This is a genomic window from uncultured Parabacteroides sp. (assembly GCF_947855115.1).
Taxonomy (GTDB): domain Bacteria; phylum Bacteroidota; class Bacteroidia; order Bacteroidales; family Tannerellaceae; genus Parabacteroides.
This window is the reverse complement of sequence record NZ_CANTZW010000009.1, coordinates 1-26,201: the sequence shown is the minus strand read 5'-3', so window position 1 is coordinate 26,201 and position 26,201 is coordinate 1. Positions and strand designations below refer to the sequence as shown.

Here is a 26,201-nt window from a genome sequence, read left to right as displayed (position 1 = left end):
AGGCATCTCCTGCCTATTACATTCAATACTCAATTCTCTATTCCCCTATTTATTTAGATTTTCCCTACCAAGTCTATACTCGGTTTCAAGGTAGCCTCGCCCTTTTTCCATTTAGCGGGACAAACCTCGCCATCATGTGAGGCTACAAACTGGGCGGCCTCTACCTTACGGAGCAACTCGGAAGCGTCACGACCGATATTGTTGTCATGAATCTCGGCAACCTTGATCTTTCCTTCCGGATTTACCAAGAAAGTACCGCGGTATGCCATACCCTCTTCCTCGATCATCACGCCAAACGCACGGCATAGCGCACCTGTGGGATCTGCCAACATCGGATATTGAATCTTACGAATTGTCTCGGAAGCGTCGTGCCAAGCCTTATGCACGAAATGAGAGTCTGTACTTACAGAATAAACTTCTACTCCCATAGACTTGAACTGTTCATACTTCTCTGCCATATCGACCAATTCCGTCGGACAAACAAACGTAAAATCGGCCGGATAGAAGAAAAAGATAGCCCACTTGCCCAAGACATCCTCATTGGATACAGTCTTGAAATTACCATTCTGAAAAGCTTGTACTTTAAACTCCGGAAGTTGAGAATTAATAATCGGTTCCATACTTGTTCTTATTTTTTTAATGAATACTATTTGTTTTTATTTCCAACACAAAAATATAACATATTTTCCTATTAAAGCAATTTTTTTAATCGATATATTTTATGAGGTTATAGATAATATTTTATCAACAAATAAAAAGGACCTCTCCTCACGGAGAAGCCCTTCAATATCTTGGGTTTTGGCTTACTACATAATTAGCGATTATAATTTACTTTCTATACTTAATTGATTCTTTTGTATCCGTATACGGCACGATCTCCCAATTCCTCCTCGATACGAAGAAGCTGGTTATATTTAGCCATACGGTCCGAACGGCTCAACGATCCGGTCTTGATCTGTCCGCTATTCGTAGCGACAGCGATATCAGCGATCGTAGCGTCTTCCGTCTCACCGGAACGGTGTGAGGTAACGGTTGTATATCCATGACGGTGAGCCATCTCGATAGCGTTCAACGTCTCTGTCAGAGAACCGATCTGATTTACCTTGATTAAGATTGAGTTACCGCAACCTTCTTTAATACCTCTGGATAAGAACTCCACATTTGTCACGAACAAGTCATCGCCTACCAATTGGCAACGGTTGCCGATACGATCCGTCAATTTCTTCCAGCCTTCCCAGTCATTCTCACTCATACCATCCTCGATAGAGTCGATCGGATATTCGTTGATCAGTTTTTCCAGATAATCCACTTGTTCGTCGGAAGTACGTTTCACGCCTTTTTCTCCTTCAAACTTCGTGTAATCATAGATTCCATCTTTATAGAACTCGGAAGAAGCGCAATCCATACCGATCATCACATCCTTACCCGGCTCATAACCGGCGGCCTTGATAGCGGCGATAATTGAGTTCAAAGCATCTTCCGTACCTTCCAGATTCGGAGCGAAACCACCCTCATCACCCACAGCGGTACTTAACCCGCGGTCGTGCAATACCTTTTTCAACGCATGGAATACCTCAGCGCCCATACGTAAGCCCTCCTTGAAAGAAGCCGCTCCTACCGGACGGATCATAAATTCCTGGAAAGCGATCGGGGCATCGCTGTGTGAGCCGCCATTGATAATATTCATCATCGGAACAGGCATCACGTAAGTGTTGGTTCCACCAATATATCTATACAAAGGAATATCCAGATAATTCGCGGCAGCTTTCGCTACAGCCAAAGAAACGCCAAGGATAGCGTTCGCTCCTAATTTCGATTTAGTTTTCGTACCGTCCAAAGCCAACATCGCATGATCAATACCTATCTGATCCAAAGCAGACATCCCTTTCAACGCCGGAGCGATAATCGTGTTGATATTCTCGACTGCCTTCAACACGCCTTTACCCCCATAACGTTGCTTGTCGCCATCGCGCAACTCCAAGGCTTCATTCTCGCCAGTTGACGCACCGGAAGGAACAGACGCACGGCCCATAACGCCGGACTCCAATAAAATATCAACCTCGACTGTCGGGTTACCTCTTGAATCTAGGATCTCACGTCCTGTAATCTTTTCTATTTTCATTGCTTCTACGTTTTTTAAACTGACGCAAATGTAAAAGGATTACTTGAATCGTAAAATCACTACAAATTGCTATTTTCCACCCTCATAATACCTGAATGTAGGTAGAGGCATCATAGTTTCGACATGAATTTTTGCCGGTCTACGATATAGCGGACATGTTTTCCCTCACCTATCACGCCTTTCGAATCGCTCGCCACCAGCGAGAAAGTCAGCTTACGTCCATCTACCTCTTCCAATACCGCGGTAGCCGTAAACGTCTCACCCATACCAGAAGGTCTCGTATGTGTAAGCTGTAACATGGCGCCTACCGTCGTAGATCCATCGGGAAGTTCGGGCGCAACGGCACGCATCGCCGCGTTTTCCATCAAGGCAGCCATGGCTGGCGTAGCTAATACCTCTAAATCCCCAGAACCTACAGTCTTTGCTAAATTTTCCACCCGAACGGTGTCTTTACTCGTAAAAGTCAATCCTTTTTCCATTTTACCATCTAAGTTTATAATTATAATTCAATCGTTCACAAAACTCCCGCCCGTACCCGGCTCAAAGATTCCGGGGTCATCAATAAATACGAGGCGATATGATTCACAGAAGCACGTTTCGCCACTTCCGGATATTCTTGCTGAAAGCGCAGATAACGTTTTCTCGCCGACTCAAAACGCCAAGAGTCCGCTTTCTTTTGTGAAAGCATCAAGGCGCATTCTAATATTTTCCGATACAATCTATTAATCGCCAAAGATGTTTTCAATAGATCATCAAGCCCGACAAAAGAGATCCGGTGATAAACCGTTGGCTCCAACGCCTCGATTAACAAATGTGTCGGTTCTCTCCGGAATGTGCTCGTTATACAAATAACGATATTTCCCTCACATGAGAAATGCTCGGTAATATCACGTTTATTCTTATAATAAAACTGGCGTAATAATCCCGATTCAACATAATATAAATATTTCGCTATTTGCCCGTTATTCAATACTAATTCTCCTTTCGCGGCCTTGCTCGATTCTATGATCGACGCCAAAGAATCCAAATCTTCTTCGGACAACGGATAAAAGCGTTTAGATATCATTCCGGCTATTTCTCGTGGTGTTTTCATATCTTTTATCATTTTCTGATATATATCATTTTTTATCTCCTTACAAAAATAGATATTTGTCGCATATTACAAAACAAACACATATTAAATAGTCAAGGTTAGTCTAGGCAAAAAATTATTACTATCGTTTAAAAGTTAATCGGATCTGATTGTTTTCCCCGATTAACTGGTTGCATAATCACAAGGCTTGATCGAGAGACCAGGCCTTGTTACGTACCTATTAAAAACGATCGGGACCAGGCCCGAATCTATCTTCCGGACCTCGCGGCCCCTTCGGACGATTCTTTTCCATATATTCCTGAAATAGTTCATACTGGTTATCCGATAAGATAGATTTCAAGCTATCTCGTTGAGCTTCCATCAGAGCATCCATCTCCTTCTTCCGTTTCTCATCATTTTGCCTTCTGGCTTGCTCATCTTTCCTACGCATCTCATCCATTTGCTTTCGGAAGGAAGTTTCCCAATCCTCTATTTTCCGGCGCTGTTCGTCTGTCAAGGACAAAACATCTACCAAGTCTTCATGGATAAAAGAAGGAGGAGGCCCCAGAGGTGGCCTTTGCCTGTCTTGTCGGGGAGCAAAAGGCGGTGGAGGACAGCAACACGAACAACCACAATGTGATCTTCTTTGAGGTTTCTCATTTCCGGACGCGCAAACAGGTAGTCCCAAGGCCAACAGAGCCAATACCAACATTTTTTTATTTACCATATATTCACTTTTTATTTACAAATGTAATCGGGGCCCTCTAAATATAAAAAAGAAATATATGAAGACGGAAAATTCCTCATCCAACCCCCAAAAACAGGGGATAAACATTTATCATGTATGTTTACAGACAGTAACGGGAGAATATGGCCTTCGCATTATCTAAACGTTCTTTCGACAACGGCTCTACCCCCTTCAACCGATAATCGAGCCCCAATTGCTCGTATTTAAAAGTACCCATCGTATGATAAGGCAATAACTCCACTTTTCGAACCACCTTATAGCGACTGACATACCGGGCTATCGTCTCCAGCCACTCATCATTATCCGTATATCCGGAGACGATAACGTGACGAATCCAAGTATCTATACCCCGTCTTTCCAGTTCATCCAGGAATAAAAGCGTATTATCCAGTTTGACCCCTGTCAGTTGCAGATGTAAATCAGGGTTTAAGGTTTTGATGTCTAACAATACTAAATCCACATAATCCAAGACCTCCAAAGCTTTCGAGGTATATATGTGGCCCGATGTATCCAAAGCCGTATGAAGCCCCTGCTCACGGCATAACCGGAAAAACACTCTCAGGAATTCCGGTTGCGACAAAGGTTCTCCACCGGTAACGGTCACACCTCCACGGGCGATAAAATTTTTATACCGCAACACTTCTGCCAACAACTCATCGGGAGCCATCTGGTATTTCGCCTCCCCTTTCAGGTTCCAAGTATCCGGATTATGGCAATACAAACAACGCAACGGGCAGCCTTGCATAAAAACGACAAAGCGAATTCCGGGACCATCTACGGTCCCGAAACTCTCTAATGAATGAATCCTGCCTTTTACCACTTATAGTGAATGGTTAATCGTTCTTGAAATAACATCTAACTGTTGTTCGCGAGTCAACTTCACGAAATTCACGGCATATCCGGATACGCGGATCGTAAGCTGCGGATATTTCTCGGGGTGTTCCATCGCGTCGATCAACAATTCCTTATCGAAGACATTAACATTTAGATGTTGGCCTCCATCCGGAGTAAAATAGCCATCCAATAAACCAACCAAATTACTGATCTGCACATCACGCTCTTTTCCTAGAGTAGCCGGTGAAACGGCGAATGTATAAGAGATACCGTCGTGCGCATGCTGGAACGGAAGTTTCGCCACAGAAGCCAACGCCGCGACAGCCCCCTTCGTGTCGCGACCGTTCATCGGGTTCGCGCCCGGGGCGAAAGGAGTTCCACCGACACGGCCATCCGGTGTCGTTCCGGTCTTCTTTCCATACACCACGTTGGAGGTGATCGTAAGAATCGACTGAGTCGGTTTTGCGTGGCGATACGTCTCATGCTGACGCAAATATTCCATGAACTTCTCGGTGATCTCCACGGCGATACTATCCGTACGATCATCGTTATTACCGAAAGGAACATACTCGCCCTCACGCTCAAAATCAACCGCCAGGCCACGCTCGTCACGGATCACGCGAACTTTCGTGTCGCGGATGGCGGCCAAAGAATCGGCTACGATAGAAAGCCCCGCGATACCAGTCGCACGGATACGCTCCACATCCCCATCGTGAAGCGACATCTCGAACGCCTCATACGCATACTTATCATGCATATAATGGATTATCTTCAGGGCGTTCACATACACCTTCGCCAACCAACGCATCATTTGCTCATATTTAGCCATCACCTCGTCGTATTCCAGATACTCGCCGCGAATCGGCTCGAACATCGGGGCCACCTGTACACCGCTACGTTCGTCGCGACCTCCGTTGATCGCATACAATAAACACTTCGCCAAGTTCGCACGGGCACCGAAGAACTGCATTTGCTTACCGATCTTCATCGGGGAAACACAGCAAGCGATACCATAATCATCCCCATAATCCGGACGCATCAAATCGTCATTCTCATATTGGATAGCCGACGTTTCGATAGAAACCTTGGCACAGAAACGTTTCCAGTTCTCAGGAGCGTTCTTGAACCACAGAACCGTCAGGTTAGGTTCCGGAGCCGGACCAAGATTGTATAATGTATGAAGATAACGATAAGAAGTCTTCGTTACCAAAGAACGTCCATCCACGCCTTGTCCACCTAAAGACTCCGTTACCCAAACCGGGTCGCCGGAGAACAAATCATTGTATTCCGGAGTACGCAAAAAACGGACGATACGCAATTTGATGATCAATTGGTCTATCAACTCTTGCGCCTCTTCCTCCGTCAGCTTACCCTCACGAATGTCTTTCTCAATGTAAATATCCAAGAATGTGGAGGTACGCCCGATAGACATCGCCGCGCCATCCTGATCCTTTACCGCCGCCAAATAAGCAAAATACAAGAACTGTACCGCCTCACGAGCGTTTTGCGCTGGACGGGTCACATCGAAGCCATAGCTAGCGCACATCTTCTCAAACGCTTTCAAAGCCTTGATCTGCTCCGAAATCTCCTCACGCCTTTGAATAATCTCTTCCGTGATTTCCTGGATATCCAGACGCTTCAAGAAGCGTTTTTTCTCCTCGATCAAGATCGCTGTTCCATATAAAGCGACACGACGGTAGTCACCGATAATACGTCCTCTGCCATACGCATCGGGCAAGCCGGTTATAATAGCTGAGCGACGAGCCGCGATCATCTCTTCCGTGTACGCGGAGAAAACGCCCTCGTTATGCGTCTTACGGTATTTAGTGAAGATCTCTTTCGTCATCGGATCCAGATGGTAACCATAGGCCTCCAGGCTGTTCTCTACCATACGGATACCGCCTTTCGGGAAAATACCTCGTTTCAGCGGGGCATCGGTTTGCAAACCGACGATGACCTCATTCTCCTTATCAATATAACCCGGCCCATACACATCGATCCCCTGAGGTAATTTAGTCTCGGCATCATAAACTCCCTTTTCTCTCTCTACCTTAAACATCTCGGTCAGCTTGTTCCAGACCTTGCGGGTCTTCTCGGAAGAAGCGACTAGAAAAGAATCATCCCCCTCATAAGGCGTATAATTACTTTGGATAAAATCTCTTACGTTGATCTCTTTCTTCCAGGTCTCCCCCTTGAAGTGATTCCAATACTCATTCTCGAATTTCATAAACAATCTTATTCTAAATACCACATTTTTACCGATACAAAGGTAGAACTTTTCTCCTCATACTCCTGTAACATTGACGATATCACCCTTCAAAATCCCCACATGTAGGTACAACAAGCCGCGACCTGTCAAGGTATTATCCCCCGCAACTACCTAAAAATCGGGATTATCCTAGGAGCCTTTTACCTAATCATGGGGATTTGATATTTTTTCGGGAAGAAGGAACTTTGTAACACGAAATATATCGGTTGATATATAATTTATTGTTACTTTTACTCCATAACTTAATACAGGCTCTATATGAAACTAAATTCACCCTGGACGGGTATCTTGTCTTTCCTGATCGTGCTATTCACGATGCCGCTCGGACATGCCGCCATGATCTTGATGGAGAAAATACTCGGACATGATTTACTATACACCGCCGCCGTCCTTTTGGGAGGCGTGGGTGTCGTATTGTTGCTAACCGGGATCTTCTCCAAAAAGGAGGTTTCCGCTACCTTTGGAGGATTATTCGGGGGATTGCTCATTTGGACCGGATGGATCGAGTTCGGTTATGTGTATTTCGCCAATCGTTTCGGGGTACAACCTTTAATCGAGAACGGAGAGGTGGTCACGAAACCTGAATACCTGATCATGCCCTCGTCTATCGGTTTTTGGGCGATTATCATGTTGTTTTATATTTTCAGCATAAGGTCTAATTGTAGCTTCTTTAATTGGATACAACGTAGGATCCGTTACGGAGACGAACAGCGACCGTTTCAACCGGTTGTCCGAAATGCCGCCATGACCACATTCATGGAACTTAACATCTTACTGTGGACTTGTTACATGGTCTTATTGTTCGCCTACGATACCGAATTCCTTGGAGACCGCCATCCGGTAACGGCATTTATCGCTTTCGGGGCATTGGCATGGTCTATCTATTTATTCACTCGCCTACTTAAAATCAAAAAATTGGCTTATGCTATCCGATACGCAATCCCGACCGTCATTATTTTCTGGACTTTTGTAGAAATCATGGGACGGTGGGATTTGCTGAAAGAGATATGGGTAGAGCCCTCTCATTATTGGGTGGAAATGACAGCGATGAGCCTCGCCTTTATCGGATTATTCATATTCTTATTTTTCAAACGAGATCACAAACAATAAAACTCAAACTGTTATACTTAATTTGATCTAAACATATAAAAGGTTACCTTTGGCATCTTCAAAGATAGCTTTTTATGTTTCATTCTTTTTCTAAATAGTTTATACGACATGATAAATTTTAAGAAATCTATGTGTTGCCTCTTTCTGGCAGCCAGCTCAACAGTAGCGATCGCACAGATCAACGTGGTCGATCTTGTAAACCCGATCATCGGGACGAATGGGATGGGGCATACATTCCCGGGGGCTTGTGTGCCTTTCGGATTGGTACAGCTCAGCCCGGATACGGACACCATACCTCATAACGTAGACGGGAAATATCAACCGCGATCCTACGAGTATTGCGCCGGTTACCAGCACAAAGACAGCAGTATCGTAGGTTTCAGCCATACCCATTTCAGCGGTACCGGCCATTCCGACCTTGGGGATATCTTGATTATGCCTACTACCGGGGTATTGAAATTAAACCCCGGGACAGCCACGAATCCTGATAGCGGTTACCGTTCTCGTTTCTCGCACGACACAGAGATATCCCGCCCCGGATATTATGAGGTTACGCTTGCCGATTATGGCGTAAAGGCCCAGTTGACCACCACACAACGGGTCGGCATCCATAAATATACATATCCTACAGACAGTGAGAACCAACGTATTATCCTTGATATGATCCATGGAATCTACAATTACGACGGTAAAGTCCTTTGGACCAATATTCGTGTCGAGAACGATACGCTGGTAACCGGCTACCGTATTACCAATGGCTGGGCACGTACCAACTATACTTATTTCGCTATGTCTTTTTCCAAGCCGATCATTCATTACGGCTGCGAGGAGAAAGCCAAAATTAATTATCGGGGTGGTTACGCTAAGTTCAACATGAAAGAGAACTTCCCGGATATCGGAGGACGCAAGATCGTCGCATATTTTGATTTCGATCCGAAAACATCTGACGAGCTGGAAGTTAAAGTAGCTCTTTCCGGAGTTAGCACTGAGGGGGCTTTAAAAAATCTCCGTGCCGAGGCTTCTGGAGCCAATTTCGATCAACTAGCCGCCCAAGCTTCCGAGACTTGGAATAAAGCGCTTTCCGTCATCGACGCAGAGGGAAGCGACGATCAATTAGCCATGCTTTACACCTCGTTGTATCACACGATGATCAATCCTTGCGTATACACAGACGTTGACGGCCAATACCGCGGATTAGACCATAACATCCATCGGGCAGACGGGTTCACCAATTATACAGTATTCTCCGTATGGGATACGTATCGTGCCTTGCATCCCTTATTCAATATCATCAACCGGCAAGTCAACACGGATATCGCCAAATCCATGTTGAAGCATTGCGAGCAAAGCGTTCACCATGCCTTGCCGATCTGGAGCCATATGGCGAACGAGAACTGGTGTATGATCGGTTATCATTCCGTCTCAGTCTTAGCGGACGCTATCGCAAAAGGACTACCGATCGATAAAGACGCAGCGTTGAAAGCGATGGTCAGCAGCTCCACGATCCCTTATTATGAAGGGACTAAAGAATTTATGGAATTAGGATATGTCCCCTTTGATCGTAACGGCAGCGCAGGTTCCTTGACTCTGGAGTATGCTTACGATGATTGGACAATCTATAACACGGCCTTATTAGCGGGAAATCGCTCCGTAGCCGAAACCTATAAGAAACGAGCTTCTAATTACGCAAATGTATTCGATCCCGCGATCGGATATGCTCGTCCCCGCTATACGAACGGTAAGTTTAAAGAGGATTTCAGTTTGCTAAGCACACACGGTGAAGGATTTATCGAAGGTAATGCATTGAACTATTCATTCTATGTCCCCCAAGATGTCAATGGCATGATTAAATTGATGGGAGGCGAAGAAACATTCATATCCAAAATGGATTCCTTATTCACGATGCATCTTCCGGACGAGTTCTTCGCCAAGACTGAAGACGTAACAAAAGAAGGATTATTAGGTGGTTACGTACATGGTAATGAACCCAGCCATCACATCCCATTCTTATACACATGGACCAGCCAACCTTGGAAAACCCAATACTGGCAACGTGAGATCATGAACAAGATGTATCGCAACAATATCGACGGACTTTGCGGAAATGACGATTGCGGCCAGATGTCCGCTTGGTATATCCTCTCTGCCATGGGATTCTATCCGGTTTGCCCGGGTACAGACCAATATGTATTAGGCGCTCCCTACCTTCCTTATATGAAGGTTCATTTGGAGAATGGCAAGACCTTCGAGGTAAAAGCCGACAAAGTCAGCGACAAGAATCGTTACGTTAAAGCGGTAAAACTAAACGGGAAACCGTATACCAAAGGATACATCACGCAAGATGATATCATGAATGGTGGAATACTAACATTCGAGATGACTTCCAAACCTAATAAAAAACGCTTGTTCAATGGAGAGGATCGTCCTTATTCACTTACAGATTAAGCGATTCCTATTCAAAAAGAGACAAGATATATCGGAAATATAAACCGATGATACCTTCTCGCTATGGTAGTCGCCCGTTCCTTTTCCCGGAATGAGCGGCTATCATAACGGAAGTCACTTTTCCCCTCTCGGACCGGTTTCCTCATTTGCCCCCTTCCGGACAATCCCAAGACATCTCCTTTTTTCCAGACGAACAGATTTTATTTAATTTTTAATGTCTTTCAAATAAACCTTTTTGAAAAATATCAGTCAAATAGATCGTTTTGTAAAATGTAAAAGTCAGATTTTGGAAGATGATGAAGAAAAAGATGGGCCTATTCTTGACCGGAATGCTTTTATGTTTAGCCCCGGATATGAAAGGAAATGAAACAGTTGGAGAAATAAAGGGTATTGTAATAGACGGAGAATTAGGAGGACCACTCGAATTTGTAACCATACAGGTTAAAGCGAAAGGTTCGGATAAAGTATTACAAGGAACCGTTACCGGAAGTAATGGAAACTACAGTATCGCAGGATTAAAGAAAGGAGAATATGTAGTTACCTATACCTACATTGGCTATGCGGAAATTTCCAAAAATATAACAATCCGCAACAATGACCAAACTCTCAACCTTGGAGAACTAACAATGACTGAAGATGCCAACCAACTGAGCGAAGTGGAGGTTGTTGCCAAAAAGCCTCAGATGCGGTTTGAGCTCGACAGGAAAGTATTTGACGCAACACAGGATATAGCTTCGGAAGGAGGTTCCGTGAGCGACCTTCTTGCCAATATCCCGTCTATCGAGGTAGACAACGAAGGTTCTATTTCTTTGCGCGGTAATTCCAGCGTAACTGTCTGGATCAATGGAAAAGCTTCAGGACTGACCGCGGATAACCAAGCGGATATCCTAGAAATGATGCCAGCCGAAGATATCAAGCAGGTGGAGGTTATCACCAATCCTTCTGCCAAATACAGCCCGGAAGGAACTGCCGGTATCATCAATATCATATTGAAAGACGACCGTAAACCCGGTTATTATGGTAGCGTGAAAGTGGGAGCTGATACGGACGGTGGATATCAGGCCAGCGGAAATATCAATTATAGCAGTAGTAAAGTCGACGCTTATGCCAATCTAAACTACCGCAACCGTGAAATGAAAGGAGGCGGTATCACCAGTCGTGAAAATACGGCAGATAATAGCTTTCTGGATCAAACAAATAGCTCCAAACGACAACATAACAATTGGTTCGGGCGTTTCGGAGCGACTTGGCATATCACTAAAAACGATGATCTGGCTTTCAACATGACAGGAATGAGCGGAGGAGGAGACAATGACGAATCTATACATTACATATCTACAGATCGCCAAAAGAATACGGTCTATACCAGCGACCGTACGAACAATGGAGATTCGGACATGAAAATGTATAACTTAGAGCTCAACTATCTCCATAAATTCTCGGAGAATAGTAATATAGACCTGACTGTCAGCAATAATCAATGGAAAAATGACGGACTAAATATCTTTCAGCAATCAACCCATTACACAGATACAAACATCGCTGACAAACAAGAGTACCAAACCCAAGAAAACAATATCAAAAATAAAAACTGGGAAATACAGGCCGATTATACAAATACAATACCCAATGTGGGTCGTATAGAGGCCGGTTATAAAGGTACGTTCCAGCGGGAGTCTAGCCCTGTGGATACATATTCCGGAACGACCGCTAGCGACATAGAGCAAGATCAAGCTCTCTACAATCGCTTCTTATACAACCAGGATGTACACGCCTTGTATATGACTTACGGAGGTAAATGGAACAACCTAAGTTACCAAGCCGGCCTACGCGGAGAATATTGGAAGGTAGACACACGTTCGCTGGATTTCGACCAAGAGTTTAACGGCAAATTATCGGAAAAATTTGAGAAAGATTATTTCAAGTTGTTCCCTAGCGCTTTTATTTCTTATGCGCTTCCTAAAAACAACGAACTTCAAGTGAATTATACGCGTCGCCTACGACGTCCTTGGGGAGGACAGCTAAACTCTTTCCGTAATATTTCCGATGCCTCCAACATTTCTTTTGGTAATCCGGAGCTAACTCCCGAATACTCCCACTCTTTCGAGTTGAATTATATCAAGACCTGGGAATCCGGGCACACGTTGTCTCTTTCCGGATATTATCGTTCGACCGACGACGTAATCCAACGTATTCGTTTCCTCGACACGACAGACGACGTGATGTATACGACCAGCGAGAACGTCGCTCGCCAGCAGAACAGCGGTTTGGAAATTGTCGGCAAAAATAAGCTATTCAACATCCTTAACCTGACAACGACCGTAAACCTTTATTACTCTAAGCTGGATGGTTTCAGTTATCTGCCTGAAGGCGCGGAAACTCCCGTCACCGGCGAAGAAGACGAGAGCTTCAACTGGAACATACGTACGATCGCTAATGTAAGCCTGCCTTGGGGAGTATCGCTTCAGGGAATGGGTAGTTATAACTCCAAGCGCTTGATGGCTCAAGGATATCGCGAGCCAAACTATTCGGTAGACCTCGGACTACGCAAATCATTCTTAAAGGATAAGCTCACACTAAATATTAACGCACGCGACCTATTGGATTCCAGAAAGTTCCGCACGGTCACCTCTGGTGATGGCTTCTGGCAAGATTCGGAGAACTGGCGCGGTGGCAGAAGAATAGGTTTTACCTTGACCTATAATTTTGGAAATATGAATAAAAGGAAAGACAAGAATAAAGGTGGCGAAAGAGAATCGGATATGTATGACGCGGACTTTTGACACGTTTTACCGGAAACAGCCAAACCCATCTCTTTATTTGCATTTCCATAAACATATATCTACTTTTGCGAAAAAGTAAATATGGAATTTTATACCCGGATAATGTTACCGAAAGCACGATTCTTGTTCTCATATGAGGACAAGATCGTGATGATAGGTTCTTGTTTCGCCGAGAATATCGGAAAGAAGCTGGAAGAGAACAAATTTATAGTAGATATAAATCCTTTCGGAACCTTATACAACCCGGCCTCTGTAGCGGAAGGATTGCGGATGTTGCTACGTCTGGAGCGTTTTACCTCCGGCGATTTATTTCAGCATGAGGGCGTATACCATAGTTTTGCCCATCACAGCCGTTTTTCGGCTACATCGGAAGAAGAATGCCTAAAGCATATAAACAACCGCCTGTCCCAATCCTCTGCTTTTCTCAGGAAAGCGACCCGCTTAGTAATCACGCTGGGAACCGCTTATGTATATCGCCTTAAAAAAAACGGGCAAATCGTATCGAATTGCCATAAGTTACCGGAGAAGATGTTCGACCGGCAACGGTTATCCGTACAAGAAATCATAGAGGACTGGCAACCTTTGCTTCTTGCCCTTTGGGAGCAAAACCCCGCCTTGAAGATCTTATTTACCGTAAGCCCTATCCGTCATTGGAAAGACGGGGCACATGAGAACCAACTCAGCAAAGCTACCCTATTACTAGCCACGGATACTTTACAGAAAAACTATCCCGACCAGATCGCTTACTTCCCCGCTTACGAGATACTTATGGACGAGCTTCGAGATTATCGCTTTTACGCAGACGATATGCTACATCCTTCTCCATTGAGCATCGATTATATTTGGCAACGTTTTACTGAAAATTTCTTATCCGCTAATTCTTTAACGATTCTTAAAGAATGGGGTGATATTCAAAAAGCTATAAATCATAAGCCCTTTCAACCGGAGAGTGAAGCCTATAGGCGTTTTATACTTCAAACTTTGTTAAAGATGGAACGAATTAACGAGAAAATTCCTTCCTTTGATATCCGAAAAGAGATCGAAACAATAAAGTCTAAACTAAAATAAAAGAATGGAATACGCAATTAAAGAAATAGCAAGAATTATCAGTGCTAAAACAAACCAATTGCTAGATGATACGGTCAGTTTATTGTTGACTGACAGCCGTCGTCTCTCCTTCCCGGAAAAAAGCCTTTTTTTCGCCTTGAAAACCAAGACGAATGACGGACATAAATATATACAAGAACTTTATAACCTTCGTGTACGCAATTTCGTGGTAAGCGATATGTTGCCGGAGTTCGAGGATATGAAAGAAGCGAACTTCCTTGTGGTAAAAGATACGTTACGAGCTTTACAGAAACTAGCGGCTCACCACAGGAAACAATTCAATATTCCCGTGATCGGCATCACCGGCAGCAACGGAAAGACGATTGTAAAGGAATTCCTCTATCAATTATTGCACAATGAGTTCAATATCGTACGTTCGCCCCGAAGCTACAATTCCCAGCTAGGAGTTCCCCTCTCGGTATGGCAGATGAACGAGAAAAATACGCTAGGAATCTTTGAGGCCGGTATCTCGCAACCGGACGAGATGGAACGCCTGCAACCGATTATCGCACCGACAATCGGTATTATCACGAATATCGGGGAAGCTCATCAGGAGAATTTTCTCTCCTCCAACCAAAAATGTATGGAGAAGCTGACACTTTTCAATGATTGCGAGGCCATTATTTATGATGGAGACGATTTGTTTATCGCCAATTGTATCGAATCGGCCTGTCTTTCCCATAAAGCGATCGCATGGAGCCGAACGGATTCAGAGGCCCCCTTATTTATCGAGTCGATCGAGAAAAAGGAGCTAGAGACAATCATTCATTGTACCTTGCTGGGGTTCAACCAAGTTGTCACCATCCCATTCACAGACGACGCTTCTATTGAGAACGTAATCCATTGTATGGCTGTCATGCTTTACCTGAAGCCGACCAGCGTAAACGATGTATCGAAATTCTTGCGCCTTGAGCCGGTAGCTATGCGACTGGACGTAAAGCAAGGCATCAACAATTGCCTGTTAATAAACGATACTTATAATTCGGATATCAATTCCTTGGACATCGCCCTTGATTTCCAACAAAGTCGCCGGGTGGGTAAAAAATTAAAAAGTACTTTAATCCTCTCCGATATCCTCCAATCGGGAACCTTGCCTAAGTCTTTATATAAAAAGGTCGCCGATTTAGTCCGTCGCAAGAAGATAGACCGTATCATCGGTATTGGCCGTGACTTAAAGGAATATGCTTCCGTCTTCGAGATCGAGAAAGAATTTTATACGACAACCGAGGAATTTATCAAGTCTCCTTCCTTCAAGAGATTCAAGGATGAACTGATCTTGATCAAAGGTTCACGGCATTTCCACTTCGAGCAAATATCCGAGCTTCTGGAAAAGAAAGTACATGAGACAATCCTGGAGGTAAACTTGGATGCGATCGTACATAACTTCAACTATTACCGTTCTAAGTTAAAACCGGATACCAAGATGGTTTGCATGGTAAAAGCCTTTGGTTATGGAGCCGGTTCTTATGAATTAGCGAAAACCCTTCAAGAACATCGTTGTGACTATCTGGCCGTAGCGGTAGCCGATGAGGGAGCCGGACTGCGCAAAGAGGGTATCTCGATCCCTATTATCGTCATGAATCCGGAATTCAGTAGTTTCAATGTCTTGTTCGAGTATCATCTGGAACCGGAAGTCTATAGTTTCCGCTTACTGGATGCCATGATCCGGGAGACCGAGCGCAGAGGTATCACCTCTTACCCTATCCACATTAAGATTGATACCGGCATGCACCGCCTAGGGTTCCAACCGGAGGATATCCCTTCGATCTGCGAGCGCTTAAAAGCGCAAACCGGGGTTACCGTCCGTTCAGTCTTTTCGCATTTAGCCGGAAGCGATTCATACATTTTCGATGATTTTACTCATCAGCAATTGGATAAATTTACCCAAGCGGCCCAAGAACTAGAAAAGGGATTAGAGTATAAGGTAATCAAACACATCCTAAACTCCGCAGGAATCGAGCGCTTCGCCGCCTATCAAATGGACATGGTACGCCTAGGTATCGGCCTATACGGGGTGAGCGCATCCGGGCAAAAAGGATTGCGGAATGTCAGTACCTTGAAGACAACGATCTTACAAATACAAAACGTGCCCGCAGGAGATTCCATCGGCTACAGCCGCATGAGTTACGTGAATCGTGATTCTCGGATCGCTATTATCCCGATCGGGTATGCCGACGGACTAGATCGTCATTTCAGCAACGGAGGGGGAGAAGTCTTGATCAATGGACAACGCTGCCCGATTATCGGCAACATCTGTATGGATGCTTGCATGATTGATGTTACCGATATCCACGCGCAAGAAGGCGACACGGTCATTATCTTTGGCGATGAACTACCGGTTAGCGAGCTTTCGGATAAACTGAAAACAATCCCTTATGAGATATTAACCTCTATCTCACCCCGGGTGAAAAGGGTTTATTTCCGAGAATAATAAGTAATCGCCAACAAAGAACGGCTTCACCTTGTTCTTTATGTAAAAGTACATATTCAAATGTCTGATTATGATATTCGTTTGTGTATGTTGCACATTTTGTGTATTTTTGTGCCGTAATTAATAAAAATAAGGTATGAGTCATAATTTATTGAAAGGCAAGAAAGGCATTATCTTCGGTGCGCTGAACGATATGTCTATCGCCTGGAAAGTGGCAGAAAGAGCCGTGGAAGAAGGTGCGACTATCACGTTAAGCAATACACCTATCGCCGTCCGAATGGGGCAGGTAGATGCTTTGGCTGAGAAATTAAACGCACAGGTAATCCCGGCAGACGCAACCAGCGTAGAGGATCTGGAGACCGTATTCGCAAAATCAGTAGAAATATTAGGTGGTAAAATAGATTTCGTTTTACATTCTATTGGTATGAGCCCGAACGTTCGTAAGAAACGTACGTACGATGACTTGGATTATGGAATGTTGGAAAAGACGTTGGATATCTCCGCTATCTCCTTCCACAAGATGCTACAGGTCGCTAAGAAACAAGACGCTATCGCCGAGAATGGTTCCGTGGTGGCATTGAGTTATGTGGCCGCCCAGCGTACATTCTTCGGATACAATGATATGGCAGACGCTAAGAGTCTATTGGAATCTATAGCCCGTAGCTTCGGTTACATCTATGGACGCGAGAAAGGGGTTCGTATCAACACGATCTCCCAGTCTCCGACAATGACAACTGCCGGCAGTGGCGTGAAAGGTATGGAGCACTTGATGGACTTCTCTAACAAGATGAGCCCACTAGGTAACGCTAACGCTGATGAATGCGCCGATTATTGTGTAATGATGTTCTCTGATTTCACCCGTAAGGTTACGATGCAGAATCTATTCCATGATGGTGGTTTCTCAAGTATGGGCATGAGCCTCCGTGCCATGAACCAGTATAGCAAAGGATTAGAGGAATATACGGATGAAAACGGACATATCATCTACGGCTAAAGTCATAGAGAATTGATAGTTGACACTGCTATGTTAGTAAAAATCTATCCGGAAAATCCGAATCAAAAAGAAATAGACAAGGTCGTCAAAGTCCTGCAGGACGGCGGCCTTGTCGTTTATCCTACCGACACGGTATACGCGATCGGTTGTGATGCGTTAAACGTACGTGCGGTAGAGAAGATATGCCAGATGAAAGGGGTCAATCCACAGAAAAGCAATTTGTCTATCATTTGTTACGACTTGTCTAATCTAAGCGAATATGCCAAAGTCAGTAACGCCGCTTTCAAGCTGATGAAAAAACACCTTCCCGGTCCTTTTACCTTTATCTTGCCGACCAGCAGCGAGCTTCCAAAGATATACAAGAACCGGAAAGAAGTGGGAATCCGTGTCCCGGACAATAATATCACCCGTACGCTAGTACAAGTCTTGGGAAATCCAATCCTAACCATGTCCATCCGTGACGAGGACGAGGTGATCGAATATACGACAGATCCGGAATTGATACATGAGAAATACAAGAATCAAGTGGATATCGTAATCGACGGCGGTTTCGGGGGGCTGGAAGCTTCCACGGTCGTAGACTGCACGACGGATAATTTCGAGATCGTACGTCAGGGCAAAGGAGAATTATAACTATCCACCACGATTTGTATTCGCTCTTCCGGCAAGTCGGAGGAGAAATCCAAGTTTATCTCTTGCCGGTCGCCCGGCATCAAAGTAATATAGTTATCAGAATAATGTACCGGCAAGATCCGTTTACCTGTCTCCTTATCAAAAACCTTGATACGGTTGAAGAATGAGATTCGTGAATCAGCCTTCATGCGCACCGTAGCCATGAAATTCGATCCTTCCTTCCTGATCTCAGTCTTAATCTCAGGTCTCGATCTCGGAAGGCGGGATAAACTGGTATAATCTTTCGGCTCGGTTGTCAACCAATAAATATTAGGTACATCCGAGTTCAAGGCCAACCGCAAGAAATAAACACCTTTTATCCCTTCCGGAATCGGGATATCCAATATTTCCTGTACCGTATTCGCTTTTGCGCTCGCTTTCGTCTCTTTCTCCCAAAGCATTTTCCCTTCCAGGTCATAGATACGAGCGACAAGAGATAAATCCGCATGATCCTCCAAAGTCGTATTCAGCAATCCCGCTTTACGAGTTACCGGATTATAATAGGCATGTAATGGCTCGCAACCTTTCCGAGTCCCGTACAAGGAAGCATTTACATCAAGAGTCCAATCATACATCTGCCCTCGCAAAGAAGTCCACGGATTCTGGGTTTTCCAAATCAAGATACCTGTATACCAATCCCACATATGCGATGCCCAGCCTTCCATAAAACTACGATATTGGTCATAGTTCACGATTTGGGCATATTTACAATAGGTATCAATATCCTTTACCTCCCCATAACGTTCCAAATGATCGCCATAGCCCAAATCCTTATGGTACCGCCACGTATAATTGCGGGTAAAACCTTTCCTCGGGAAATTGGCTAAATCTTGTTCCGTCATCATCTCTCGCATACTCTCAACTTCCGGAGATCCAACAGATCCGGCTTCCGGGTTAAATGGATGTGAACGGAAGGTAAAGAACCACTCCGGCTCTTGTATTCCGTATGGGCCATCACCATTATCTCCCAGATAGTTCCGGGTAAATAACGTATCTGTCGAGAAACTCACGAAAAGACGTTCCGGATCTAACCGAGGAAATACCTCCTTCTTCAAGCATTGATCTATATCTTTTGCTAAAGGCCATTCATTTGCCCCACACCAGAAACAAAGACTTGGATGGTTGCGGATCATTTTTACCTGGTCCTCTACGGAGGCGATAAATAAATCATGATTATCGGGATATTCCCAACGACGTTCCCGGGAATCCAGCTTGGTCGGATCTTCCCAAGCGCCATTACAATCACCACTCCCCCACAAGTCTTGAAAAACCAAGATACCGAACTCGTCACAAGCATTATAGAATTCCGGCCGTTCCACCAGTGCACCTCCCCATACGCGGATCATACGTAAGTTCATTTCCGCATGGAAACGTACCTCATCCCGATAACGTTCCGGCGAGAGACGAAGCAACCAATCGGAATTAATATAATTACCGCCCGTGATGTATATCTTTTGCCCGTTCACGAAGAAACGGCGACCACCATTATCCGGGCATTTATCGGAAGTAATCTCCCGGATACCATAACGCAAGCATTCCCGGTCGCTTACTTGGTCTTCTATCACGAAAGAAAGGTTCATATCATATAGAGGCTGCTCACCGATACCGTTAGGCCACCATAAACGGGGATTTTTTATCGGTAACGGATCTAAGGAAACCGTCTTCTTCTCATAAGGAGATAAAATGACCGACTGAGTCTGGCGGGTTCCGTTCGTCTCGCAAACCAATAGCCCTTTCAAAGAAGAGTCTCCGGTATTCTCTAGCTCAACAGAGGTATTCACAAAAGCCTTCTCCTGTGTCTTCGCTTCCGGGTCACGTACCCCGGGAACCTTAGTCACCACATAGGGAGAAGAGAGGCATACCGGCCCGGTTGTCGTAATAGAGACCTCATCCCAAATACCCGTATTTCGGTCACGTACCGGCTGTATTCAATCCCAACCCGGCGTATACTGCATCGTATTATTACGAGCAATCTGTCCATCACCACCTTGCCCGCCATTTGGATTTCCAACGTGTGTAGGAGGATAGACCAATACCGCTAATACATTCGGGGCATCCACACGGAGAAATGGGGTTATATTAAAAGTTTTCCTCAAGAACATGCCTTCATGCGTATTCCGATTGATCCTCTTACCATTCAAAAAGATTTCTGCCTTATAATTGATCCCGCGGAAATTCAACCAGACATTACGCCCCTCAGGTAGACCACTGATATCAAACTGGCGTACAAACCAATAGGTATAGAAATCATTACCTACTTCATAGATATCGGGAATCAAGTTATTATTTAACCCAAACTCTGGAACCGGATACAAATCATTCTCCAAGAGCGTGGTCAATACCGTACCCGGTACACGAGCCGGCAACCATCCCGCTTTTTCCAAAGGAACGGCACTCAAGCGATTTCCATCCACCTTTACCTCATCCGCTTTCCGGGCATACCACCCCGAATGAACCAAAGTTTTCTCACCCGGTTCCGGGATTTCTAACATAGCTTGTCCTTGCGCAGATACCGGGCTGAACCAGCAAACCAGACAAAGCCAACAAAATACATAAATACATCTGTTCATCATATTAATCTTAGATTTATCCTTCTAAAATACTACAAAATTCAAAAAGGGCCTCTTCACAAATCTGAAGAAGCCCTTTCATTACATATTATTTAACAATAAAATCTATTAATGCCGATTAGAAGTTTCCAACGCCAGCTCTATCCCACCATACATGTGTACCACCTTTATCACCGGAGATCGCACCTGTGTTCTCTTGGTTCAATAGCTCAATACCTTTTTGATACTCCTCGGTATTAGTATTATCCTCATTATCAGAATACAACAGACGGCGAACCTGCTCGTTTGTATCGATGTCGCCATTACTCTTGTTTACACGGTTCGGGAATAACTTTGGATAACCCGTACGACGGAATTCTGCCCAAGCCTCGCAAGACAACGGGAAGTTCGCAATCCATTTCTGCGTGATGATACGTTGCAGTTTCTTCTCGTTAGTCGCACTCTCATCCCACTTAACGGTAATATCATTCTGAGCCTCGATACTGTTCCGACTATCAACCGGATCAACGAAATCCTTCTGAGTAGTCGTACCATTGATATAAGCATCAATCTCAGCGTCCGAGATTGAGTTTACACCAGCCAAGTTCCCTTTATAGGCAAGCTGGTTCTTGATAGAGACACGAATACCTTGCTCGTACAGCTCTTTCGCAGTTCCTCCCATGTTACTCCAGCCACGCAACGCACCTTCCGCACGCAAGAAATAACCTTCAGCCGCCATCATAACCGGTAAAGCCGTCGTATAAGAGCAAACGATCTTCGAGAAGTTACCCCACTGATTGGGTTTAGCCGGTAGGTCACAACCACCACGGATACCCAGATATTGAGTACCGGAAGCGATCGTCGTCCCATCCTCACACTCTACGTCTGCTTGGTTCATCGTTATATACAGAGGTAAGCGAGGATCTTGGAATCCCTCCAATATCGTGGTCAGGTTAGCGTTCATACCGCTATCTCCCCACTCAAACATACGAGTTTGCTCATTACTCAAGCTTTTGTTGATCAATACATCCTGCTTCAACATAGCACCTTTAGCGGCCTCTTCCGCTTTTTGTTTGGCCAAAGTCGGGTCGGCTTTCACAATACGCATGGCTGCACGTAGCTTTAATTGATTAGCCACTTGAATCCACATATCCAAATCGCCGTTACACCAATAGTCGAACGACTGTCTTTCTTCCAACGAGGATTTGGGATTCTGGAAATCTTGAAGTGCCTTATCCAGCAAATCGAAAATAGAGTTATAAATGCTTTGTTGTGTGTCATAAGAGAATGAAGCGCCATTGGTCGGATCCTCGATACAAGAGGTATAAGCCACCGGACCATAAACATCGGTCAACATCTGGATCGCATACGCCTGGACAACACGCATTATACCAGCGTAGTCTGTCAGCCCTTGCTCATCGCAAGAGGCGATCAAGCGGCGCGTATTATTGAAAATGTGCAAATATACATTTTCATACATACCTCCACAGAAACTACGGTTCAACGCATAGTCCACATTACCGGAACCGTTGAAGTTATGCGGTGTCATAAAATAACCGCTAAACAAATCTACGTTCAAGCTAAAACAATATTGGAACAGGTTTTGCTGCGGAGCATACACATAAGACAATGGCTCCTTAAACTGCGCCGAGAAAGGAAGAGTATTCGGATCTACCTCATACTGGTCCGTATTTAATGTCTCAAAATCATCCGTACAGCTCACGGTTGTTAATCCTGTGCCCAAAACTAAAGCTGATACAGCCGCATATTTTAGAATTCTATTTAGTTTCATAAGTAATACCTCTAAGATTTAGAAATTAAGTTTTAAGTTCAAACCAAAGCTACGAGTTGTCGGCAACGCGAACATATCGATACCTTGCCAGCCATTACCCGTTCCAGCAGCCACATCCGGATCCATCGGAGCATCCTTATAGAAGAAGAATAGGTTACGCCCAATGATAGAGGCAGTCAGGTTCTTACCTGCGCCAAACAAGTTACGGAAGGTATAACCGAAAGATAATTCACGCAAACGAACATTGGTTGCGTCGTATACATACTGAGAAGTCAGGATGTTGGAGTTATAGCTTGTACCTCCGGTAGTCGAATAATACAGTTCCGGATCGAATTGTACTCCGTCAACCTCAACAAAACCAACCTCACGCGCTTTGCCTGAACGCTCGGAAACACCCCAGCCATCCATCGTAGCCTCCGTCAACGACAATACCTTACCGCCAACCTTGGCATCGATCAAGAAAGACAAAGTGAAATCTTTGTAATGGAATGTATTGGTCCAACCCATGTTCACTCTGGCATTCATATCACCCGCATAAACAAGATCTTTATTATCGGAGCCGGCCAATACCGGAGCGCCGGTGTCAGATATGATAGGTTTTCCGTTCTCGTCACGTTGCAAGTCACGTACATACAGGTCTCCGAAATGTCCACCCTCTTTCAAGAGCACCTTAGCTCCTGTACAATAGCTTGTCAGGTTCCATTCGGCAAGCTCGTCTGCCAACTCAATGATCTTATTATTATTGTAAGAGAAGTTAAAGTTCGTACTCCAACTGAAGTTGTCCGTAAACTGGTTATACCAACCTAAACTAACCTCGAATCCTTGGTTTTGTACATTACCGGCATTGATATAGCGTGTCTTCAAACCTGTTTCCCACGGAGCAGAGATATTGAAGTACTGGTTCTTTGTATTTGTCTTATAATAAGTCACGTTCACGTTCAAACGATTCCGGAAGAATGTACCGTCAAAACCAACCTCTAAAGAATTTGTCTTCTCTGGTTTCAAAGTACGGAACGAAGATGATTCCGGAGGAGTCAAAGCTCCTTGGTCGCCCAATGTATAACGCTCGTTAGTTACTCCGATAGGAACGTCGTTACCTACAATTGAATAAGATGCACGCAACTTGAATAAATCCACGTTCTCACCGAAGTCGATAAACTTATCCAACAACGCACTCGCGCCAACAGACGGATAGAAGAATGATACCCCATCCGTAAACGCCAATGTTGAAGACCAGTCGTTACGAGCACTTACATCGATAAACAAGCCTTCTTTATAGCCGAACTGGGCTGTAGCGAACACTGAGTTCAAGCGTTTCTCGGCCAAAGTCATCGTAGTCTCCAATTTATAATAGTTGGCCGGAGAGAAGATATTAGGATAGTAAGCACCACTTGTAATTACACCTGCGTCGTTAACCGAGAATTCAGAGTCACCCCAACCGATCACTTCCAAAGAAGAGCTTTTAGTCTTCTGGTAACTACCACCCGCTGTTATCGACAAAGAATAAGTATCATCCCAAGTCTTATTATACTGGGCCAGCAAGTCTCCATAAGTCTGCTCGCTATTCACGCGAGTATCCTTCATTGTACCCAATAAGTTTCGACCGGCCGTACTAGAGGCGTACTCGTTCAAATACCATTTCTCGTCACCGCGCTCATAACGTAAACGACCTGTAACAGAAAGTCCCTCCATGATGTCATACTTAACGCTACCTCCAAACTCATAACGGTTACGGTAAGAGACCGGCTTCTGGCGGTTCAACATCCAATACGGGTTAGCGAACTGCTCCTGAGCGGTATTCGTCCAGTTATGTACATTTATATTTCTTGTACCATCATATACCTCATAATTGTTCTTGTAATATCCCCAATCCTCGCCTCTAGGGAACAAGTAAGCGCCCAAAGTCGGGTTACCAACGTAACCGGCGGTTGGCTGATTCTCTATATGCTGGTTGTTGTAACGAGCAGATACGTCTACATGTAATTTAGTCCATAGGTTAAAACCAACCTTCGCCAATAAGTTATGGCTCATATATGTATTCTCCGGAACGATACCGTTGGAAGAAACATTCGCATAAGAAAAATAAGATGAGATATTATCATTTCCACCAGCCAACGAGATAGAGTTGTTTGTCGTATAACCAAGATTGTAATACTCTTTAGCATAGTTAGGAGAAGAAGAAGCAAGCTTATCACCCCAGCTAAACGTACCTTGGTTGCTTACGCCATAAGAATTCTGGAACTTCGGCAATACCATCGGAGTCTCCACGGTCGTATTACTGGACACATTGATAGCGACCTTTCCCGATTGAGCAGACTTCGTCGTAATCATAATCGCACCATTGGCAGCTACCGCACCATACAAGGCCGCAGCGGAAGCACCTTTCAACAAGGTGATCTGAGCGATATCATCCGGGTTGATCGTAGACATGGCATCACCACCGTCGCGACCACCGCCATAAGAACCATCAATCTGAGAATCGGATACATTCATCATCATAGGAACACCATCCACAACGATCAATGGCTGGTTACTACCACTGATGGATTTATTTCCACGGAACAAGATCTTGGAAGATCCACCGGCACCCGTGGAGTTAGGGGTAATCTGCAAACCTGCGCTCTTTCCCTGCAAAGAGTTGATCATATTAACGTTTTTGATCTCATTCAAGTCTTTACCACCCACGGTTTGTGCCGAGTAGGTCAATGTCTTGGACTCGCGCTTGATACCCATCGCTGTTACGACAACCTCATCTAGCGCTTCTGCGTCAGAAACCATCACGACATCAATTTTCGAACGGCCATTAACAGGTTCTTCTACAGTTTTCATACTTAAATAAGAGAATACCAAAATAGAGTTCGCATCGGCCTCCAAGGTATATTTTCCATCAAAATCAGTAATGGTACCCACTGTCGTACCTTTTACCAATACATTCACACCTGTTAGTGGCTCATTCAAGTCTTTGTCTATAACGACACCACTAATCGTTAATTTCTGCGCATATCCCGTAATACACAGAAAAAACGCCAATAATAAGATAAATGACTTTCTCATGAAAAATCGTTTTTTGATTTAAGTGATTCTACATTTGTGTTTTCTTAATTTCCATACTTAATCCAGAGGGAATGGAGTCTCCTCGCTTCTTCTTTAGTGCATAGGCATTTTTTCTTTTTGTTTAAAGTTATTATTATGTTCATACTTATATTTCCTTCTATTTAAAATTAAACGGTTTTATTTTAAATAATAATAGTAACATAGTATCATTAGAACTAA

General features: G+C 44.4%; 18 protein-coding genes. 7 read left to right on the top strand and 11 right to left on the bottom strand.

All coding sequences use genetic code 11. The features are described 5' to 3' along the window. Positions 1–53 precede the first annotated feature (53 nt). The 7 genes from ahpC to pflB form a co-directional block, all read right to left on the bottom strand. Entirely contained in the window at positions 54–620 is a 567-nt protein-coding gene (gene ahpC / locus Q0110_RS07680) for an alkyl hydroperoxide reductase subunit C (protein WP_297905265.1), read from the bottom strand. Positions 621–841: 221 nt separating this feature from the next. Further along, positions 842–2,122: a phosphopyruvate hydratase gene (gene eno, locus Q0110_RS07675; RefSeq protein ID WP_297905262.1), complete on the bottom strand. Its 1,281-nt coding sequence runs from the start codon at positions 2,120–2,122 to the stop codon at positions 842–844. A gap of 110 nt (positions 2,123–2,232) precedes the next feature. Continuing rightward, a complete protein-coding gene (locus Q0110_RS07670) occupies positions 2,233–2,601 on the bottom strand; it encodes a thioesterase family protein (protein WP_297905260.1) in 369 nt (122 codons plus the stop codon). Positions 2,602–2,636: 35 nt separating this feature from the next. Continuing rightward, positions 2,637–3,215, bottom strand: coding sequence for a Crp/Fnr family transcriptional regulator (locus Q0110_RS07665; RefSeq protein WP_297905257.1), 579 nt, complete (start codon positions 3,213–3,215; stop codon positions 2,637–2,639). A gap of 220 nt (positions 3,216–3,435) precedes the next feature. Beyond that, entirely contained in the window at positions 3,436–3,921 is a 486-nt protein-coding gene (locus tag Q0110_RS07660; protein ID WP_297905254.1) for a hypothetical protein, read from the bottom strand. Between the two features lie 121 nt (positions 3,922–4,042). Then, positions 4,043–4,762, bottom strand: a complete 720-nt coding sequence (pflA, locus tag Q0110_RS07655) for a pyruvate formate-lyase-activating protein (RefSeq protein ID WP_297905251.1) — start codon at positions 4,760–4,762, stop codon at positions 4,043–4,045. Further along, positions 4,763–7,003, bottom strand: coding sequence for a formate C-acetyltransferase (pflB, locus tag Q0110_RS07650; RefSeq protein WP_297905248.1), 2,241 nt, complete (start codon positions 7,001–7,003; stop codon positions 4,763–4,765). 300 nt (positions 7,004–7,303) lie between these two features. Here pflB and Q0110_RS07645 point away from each other — a divergent pair, with 300 nt between their 5' ends. The 7 genes from Q0110_RS07645 (at position 7,304) to Q0110_RS07615 (ending at position 18,548) form a co-directional block, all read left to right on the top strand. Beyond that, positions 7,304–8,155, top strand: a complete 852-nt coding sequence (locus tag Q0110_RS07645) for a hypothetical protein (RefSeq protein ID WP_297905245.1) — start codon at positions 7,304–7,306, stop codon at positions 8,153–8,155. Between the two features lie 108 nt (positions 8,156–8,263). Continuing rightward, positions 8,264–10,600 (top strand): GH92 family glycosyl hydrolase, encoded by a 2,337-nt coding sequence (locus tag Q0110_RS07640; protein WP_297905242.1) that lies wholly within the window; start codon positions 8,264–8,266, stop codon positions 10,598–10,600. A 293-nt stretch (positions 10,601–10,893) separates the two neighbouring features. Then, complete coding sequence (locus Q0110_RS07635; protein WP_297905239.1) at positions 10,894–13,383, top strand: outer membrane beta-barrel family protein; 2,490 nt, start codon at positions 10,894–10,896, stop codon at positions 13,381–13,383. 81 nt (positions 13,384–13,464) lie between these two features. Then, complete coding sequence (locus Q0110_RS07630; RefSeq protein WP_297905236.1) at positions 13,465–14,451, top strand: GSCFA domain-containing protein; 987 nt, start codon at positions 13,465–13,467, stop codon at positions 14,449–14,451. 4 nt (positions 14,452–14,455) lie between these two features. Beyond that, entirely contained in the window at positions 14,456–16,921 is a 2,466-nt protein-coding gene (locus Q0110_RS07625; RefSeq protein ID WP_297905233.1) for a bifunctional UDP-N-acetylmuramoyl-tripeptide:D-alanyl-D-alanine ligase/alanine racemase, read from the top strand. 136 nt (positions 16,922–17,057) lie between these two features. Further along, positions 17,058–17,915 carry an SDR family oxidoreductase gene (locus Q0110_RS07620; protein ID WP_297905230.1) on the top strand — a complete coding sequence of 286 codons (858 nt, stop codon included), beginning with the start codon at positions 17,058–17,060 and terminating at the stop codon, positions 17,913–17,915. 30 nt (positions 17,916–17,945) lie between these two features. Then, the gene (locus Q0110_RS07615; RefSeq protein ID WP_297905227.1) at positions 17,946–18,548 is read left to right on the top strand and encodes an L-threonylcarbamoyladenylate synthase; all 603 of its coding nucleotides are present in this window, start codon (positions 17,946–17,948) and stop codon (positions 18,546–18,548) included. Here the strand turns inward: Q0110_RS07615 and Q0110_RS07610 are convergent. From Q0110_RS07610 to Q0110_RS07595, 4 genes are all read right to left on the bottom strand, one after another. Next, positions 18,527–20,428, bottom strand: a complete 1,902-nt coding sequence (locus Q0110_RS07610) for a glycoside hydrolase family 2 TIM barrel-domain containing protein (RefSeq protein WP_297905221.1) — start codon at positions 20,426–20,428, stop codon at positions 18,527–18,529. The genes Q0110_RS07615 and Q0110_RS07610 overlap by 22 nt on opposite strands. A gap of 87 nt (positions 20,429–20,515) precedes the next feature. Next, positions 20,516–21,160 (bottom strand): hypothetical protein, encoded by a 645-nt coding sequence (locus Q0110_RS07605; protein WP_297905218.1) that lies wholly within the window; start codon positions 21,158–21,160, stop codon positions 20,516–20,518. Positions 21,161–21,275: 115 nt separating this feature from the next. Then, the gene (locus Q0110_RS07600; RefSeq protein WP_297905216.1) at positions 21,276–22,928 is read right to left on the bottom strand and encodes a SusD/RagB family nutrient-binding outer membrane lipoprotein; all 1,653 of its coding nucleotides are present in this window, start codon (positions 22,926–22,928) and stop codon (positions 21,276–21,278) included. An 18-nt stretch (positions 22,929–22,946) separates the two neighbouring features. Continuing rightward, positions 22,947–25,982 carry a SusC/RagA family TonB-linked outer membrane protein gene (locus Q0110_RS07595; protein WP_297905213.1) on the bottom strand — a complete coding sequence of 1,012 codons (3,036 nt, stop codon included), beginning with the start codon at positions 25,980–25,982 and terminating at the stop codon, positions 22,947–22,949. Between the last annotated feature and the right edge of the window lie 219 nt (positions 25,983–26,201).